Consider the following 4,285-nt stretch of genomic DNA (forward strand, 5'->3'; position numbering starts at 1 on the left):
GTAAAGCTCGTAGTATTCATGGATTTCTAAGTGGAATTTATGCTTCTTTATGTGCATACCAATTAACCCATCGAAATAAGCCAACAATTCAAATTATGAAATCATTAGCTTAAGCAGGATTCGGGTTATTATATATATTTTTTTATATGTTGTGTGGTTGTTTATCTATGATAGATTTTACTTTAGTAGAGTTTTTTGTAGGATTTGATGTAAAAAATATAACGGTATATAGGTACACCAAGAGCCATCAGCAACAACCAGAATCAAATCCTGTGGAGATGGGAGGGAGACCAGTTTGAGGATGTGTTGCCTACTGGAAACCTTACTTTCCTGATAAGACATGCAGGTCAGTATTATGACCAAGAAGTCAACCTGTTCTATAACTACTTCCGTGACTATAATCCTATTACAGGGCGTTATGTAGAAAGTGACCCAATTGGCTTGGATGGTGGGTTGAATACTTATGGGTATGTTGGAGGAAATGCTTTATCTTTAGTTGATCCAAAAGGTTTAGCAATGCTATTTCCGGCTATTGGTTTAGGTGAAACCGTTAATTTAGGTTTGGCTATTAGCTTAATTTATAATATGCCTGATACAGACTCTACTCCCTAAAGTAAGCCTGCAAAATGTGATCGAGAACTTGATGGCTTGTGCGAACTACTTGCTTTAGCTGAAGCAAAAGTTGGGGCTGGATATCAAATTATGCATGGGGAGAAGATGGGAGATGAGCCTCGATTAATTGCTCATTATGGTGCTGGTCTATGGATTAAGAAAGAACATAAAAAAACATGTTACAGCGGTAGGCAGAAAGTTATTCATTATTTTCATAGCCATCTAGCCATAAAAATGTTGAATTAAAGTTTAAAAAGCGCTGAAAAGGATTTTTTTAATGTTTATAAATGATCTAAATATACGATTTAATATATCTAGTTTTATGTGCGATGACCTATGTTTAAAAAATTTTGAGCAAATATTGTACAATAACATTGAAGAATTTGAAAATGAAATAGGAGAAGATAATTATTTAAAGCAAATTAGCTTTGATTTTTCGAACACTTCTGTGGTTGAAATTCAGGAAATTATATACGACTTTAACATTGATAATATTTATTTTGATCAGGCTATTTATATATGTGTTAAATTTAAACTAAATTTATTAACGTTAAAAGATACCTTTAATTTTTTAGATAGCCTCAATGATAAAATTTCATCAAAATTGAACACTACAGAAGTAAATAGTTATACAAGTGTATTTGGGATTGATACTACAGGATATAGTAGCGAAATTAATAGACTAGGTTCGAATGCATACAAATCTGGAGCTATTAGAGAAATTGAAAAATTAATAAATCATATAGATAAAGACCGTATAGTTAGTAATTATTTTGAAATTAAAATTTTAGATCAACAAATATAATTTTGAAATCATTACCATCCAAATTATGATGCAGAAGTAAATCTGTTCTACAATTATTTCCGTGACTATGATTCGATTACAGGACGTTATGTAGAAAGTGATCCAATTGGCTTGGCTATTGGTTTAATTTCGAGTATGCCTGACAATTCTACAAATATTTTTGATAAAAAACAGTGTGATCAAAATTGTCCACCATGTACACCTTACTCTGTTGGAACTATTGGTTATCAAGGACCAAAAAAACACAATACAGGTCAATTCTCTGGGCAGTTGCACTATCATATTTGTGTAGCAAATCAGAACCCTGATGATAGTATTTGTAGGTGGAATAATGCCTCTAAAAAAATATATGGCCATCAATATTTTGGTTCATTAAATCCATTATGGATTAATTTAAATTCTTCAGTAAAATGCCCCCTAATTATCCTCATTGAGATAAAAATGAAATTTATTAATACTAAATTAATATCAACACAGAAAATTAATAAGCGAAATAAACCGAAATTATCTTATTGTATTGAATCTGTTGATTATGAGGAATATAGCAATGAAATAAAGGAATATTTTTTTGATGGTTATGGTAGTGATGTTTTTAATGAAAATGGAAATACAGTTGAGGAAGTACAGCCTAGATCTATACAGTCATTATGTTACACAAATCATTATAAATTTTTCCCGATAGCTATTTCGGTTCTGTGTGAAAGCGACTATATGGACTGGATTGAAGCGATTCCTTTTCATGCTATACAAAAAAATTATGGAAAAGAATTAGTGGTGTTGGGTTATGAAGTTATTTCTGCATTTGGTATGTATTCACCTATATTAGATAACGTTGATAATATACTTTTGCAGACTAATATGTATGGTTTATTAGATAATGAAGAAGAAGCATATCAATTTAAAACACATCTAGAACGTACATTTCGAGAACATATGCCTTGGACAGTAATTAAACTATCAATACATCAAAATATTAAATATCACTTAGATAATTTTCTTAAATAAATTGAAAAAGATTCTTAATGCCAATCCACATAAACTGTAATAGCTAAAATGAAGTGCTATTGCGTTGGGAGGGTGATTAGTTTTGGGATGTTTTACCTATGGGAAATCTCACTTTCCCAATTCGACATGCTAGTCAGTGCTATGATAGCGAAAGAGTAATTTTCTATAACTACTTCCGTGATTATGATCCTGAGCGAGGAAAAGCGAAGCACGGCTTGGCCTGAGTGTAAGATGAGAGCTATGCTCGAATAACTGGACGTTATGTAGAGAGTGATCTGATAGGTTTTGGCGGGTTGAATACTTATGGAGAAATTGGGGGGAATTCTTTACATCTAACAGACTCATCAGGATTATTTCCCGGTAGTATGGGACACATACCAATATTAGAAAAGGCAATATCAGAATAGGCTCTATAGTTTCCTATAAATGTTGTGATGAAACCTCATCAGGACCAAAAATTAAGGAAATATTTAAGGCGGTTTAGTATGAAAGATTATAATTTATTCCTAGATTATTTGTGGGATTTAAAGCCAAATTATTTTGATATAAAGAGAAATGATTCGGATGTAGCATTTAATAGACCGAAATTATTATTGAATGAACTAGATGATATTTTGATTAATCATTTAGATAATCATAATATTTTCTTAGATAAACCTATTTCTGAAAATAGTTTAATTATAGGTTTAACAGGAAAAGGTGGAAATATTTGGGAAGAAGCTTATAAGATAAATTGGGATAACTATATTTATTTTGAAGTTAATGAATTTAATTTACAGCAAGAAGTATGCTTGTATTCTAAAAATCGAGAAATACTGTTTGATTTTTTTCCAGAAGTAGCAAGTCAGCATGTTATGAAATTAGAACAGTGGAATGTGACTTATTGGAAGAAATTAGAAGATGTCTTTATAAATAAACTCTACTTTGATCAAGAAGATGATAGTGATTTATGGGAGAGATTTCATAATACAGTATTACCTAAATGGCGTGAAAATTTATGATTTATCAATACATTAAATCTAATGAATTTTAGGGAGATATACTGCCGACTGGAAATCTCACTTTCCCAATTCGACATGCTAGTCAGTACTATGATAGTGAAACAGTAATTTTCTATAACTACTTCCGCGATTATGATCCTGAGCGAGGAAAAGCGAAGCACGGCTTGGACTGAGTGTAAGATGAGAGCTATGCTCGAATAACTTGACGTTCTGTAGAAAGTGAACCGATAGGCTTGGATAGTGGGTTAAATACTTATGGGTATGTTGGGGGGGAAGTCGTTACATTTAGGTGACCCAACTGGTGAAGTCGCTATCGCAATTCCTCCAGCAGTAGCTGCTGGTGCAGCGATTGGAGCTGGGGTTACTTGTTATATAAATCAGTGTGGAGATGTCATTCCAACAGCTGTGGATGCAGGAAAAGATGCTTGGGATAGAATTGCCTAAGGAATGGCTAAAGGGGGAAATCAGAATGTAGCAAGTAGCAGAATTGTAAATTTAGCAGCTGAGGAATGTGGTAATAGAGCAAATAAAGAAGACAAGTGCAAATGGTTAAAAGAAAATGCTCATAGATTTCCACCAGACGAAGTAAGAAAAATATAAAAAGCTTGGAGATGCCGAAACCAAAATAAGCAAGGTAGAAAGGGAGCGGTATAATGAAAAAAAGTCTAGATAACCCGAATCGCGGATAAGAAAATGACTTGAAAAATAAGAGGACTAGAGCCATCAGTTGAGTTACCACACAAAACCTAAAGCCCTAGTCCTGATGTTCAATAGTACCGAATTATTCTGCGTAATTGATGATTTCTTTCTGAAATTTGAAGCAACTTATTGGAAATTTCTCAAACAAAGCCGTCATTCGTTA

6 protein-coding genes and 2 pseudogenes are annotated in these 4,285 nt (G+C 32.7%); all 8 read left to right on the forward strand.

What is annotated here, in order from left to right; genetic code table 11:
• Window positions 1-113 (forward strand): annotated as a pseudogene (locus FB6_RS16425) (IS982 family transposase); the annotation flags it as partial.
• A gap of 193 nt (window positions 114-306) precedes the next feature.
• On the forward strand, window positions 307-612 hold the full coding sequence (locus FB6_RS16430; protein ID WP_254592262.1) for an RHS repeat-associated core domain-containing protein: 306 nt from the start codon (window positions 307-309) through the stop codon (window positions 610-612).
• Window positions 613-889: 277 nt separating this feature from the next.
• A complete protein-coding gene (locus FB6_RS16435; protein ID WP_174560959.1) occupies window positions 890-1,417 on the forward strand; it encodes a hypothetical protein in 528 nt (175 codons plus the stop codon).
• A gap of 135 nt (window positions 1,418-1,552) precedes the next feature.
• Complete coding sequence (locus FB6_RS16440) at window positions 1,553-2,422, forward strand: hypothetical protein (protein ID WP_174560960.1); 870 nt, start codon at window positions 1,553-1,555, stop codon at window positions 2,420-2,422.
• A 485-nt stretch (window positions 2,423-2,907) separates the two neighbouring features.
• Window positions 2,908-3,423, forward strand: coding sequence for a hypothetical protein (locus tag FB6_RS16445; RefSeq protein WP_174560961.1), 516 nt, complete (start codon window positions 2,908-2,910; stop codon window positions 3,421-3,423).
• A gap of 255 nt (window positions 3,424-3,678) precedes the next feature.
• Window positions 3,679-3,867, forward strand: a complete 189-nt coding sequence (locus FB6_RS16450) for a hypothetical protein (RefSeq protein WP_174560962.1) — start codon at window positions 3,679-3,681, stop codon at window positions 3,865-3,867.
• Between the two features lie 3 nt (window positions 3,868-3,870).
• Window positions 3,871-4,023: a hypothetical protein gene (locus FB6_RS16455; protein ID WP_174560963.1), complete on the forward strand. Its 153-nt coding sequence runs from the start codon at window positions 3,871-3,873 to the stop codon at window positions 4,021-4,023.
• A gap of 163 nt (window positions 4,024-4,186) precedes the next feature.
• Window positions 4,187-4,285: pseudogene (locus FB6_RS16460) on the forward strand (IS982 family transposase); the annotation flags it as partial.

Origin of the sequence: Acinetobacter bouvetii, assembly GCF_902753875.1 — a bacterium.
Classification (GTDB): domain Bacteria; phylum Pseudomonadota; class Gammaproteobacteria; order Pseudomonadales; family Moraxellaceae; genus Acinetobacter; species Acinetobacter bouvetii_A.

Excerpts from the sequence above, each read along its gene's own strand:
- FB6_RS16435 (WP_174560959.1), top strand. The coding sequence starts at position 890 with ATGTTTATAAATGATCTAAATATACGATTTAATATATCTAGTTTTATG.
- FB6_RS16440 (WP_174560960.1), top strand. The coding sequence starts at position 1,553 with ATGCCTGACAATTCTACAAATATTTTTGATAAAAAACAGTGTGATCAA.
- FB6_RS16445 (WP_174560961.1), top strand. The coding sequence starts at position 2,908 with ATGAAAGATTATAATTTATTCCTAGATTATTTGTGGGATTTAAAGCCA.
- FB6_RS16450 (WP_174560962.1), top strand. The coding sequence starts at position 3,679 with ATGGGTATGTTGGGGGGGAAGTCGTTACATTTAGGTGACCCAACTGGT.
- FB6_RS16455 (WP_174560963.1), top strand. The coding sequence starts at position 3,871 with ATGGCTAAAGGGGGAAATCAGAATGTAGCAAGTAGCAGAATTGTAAAT.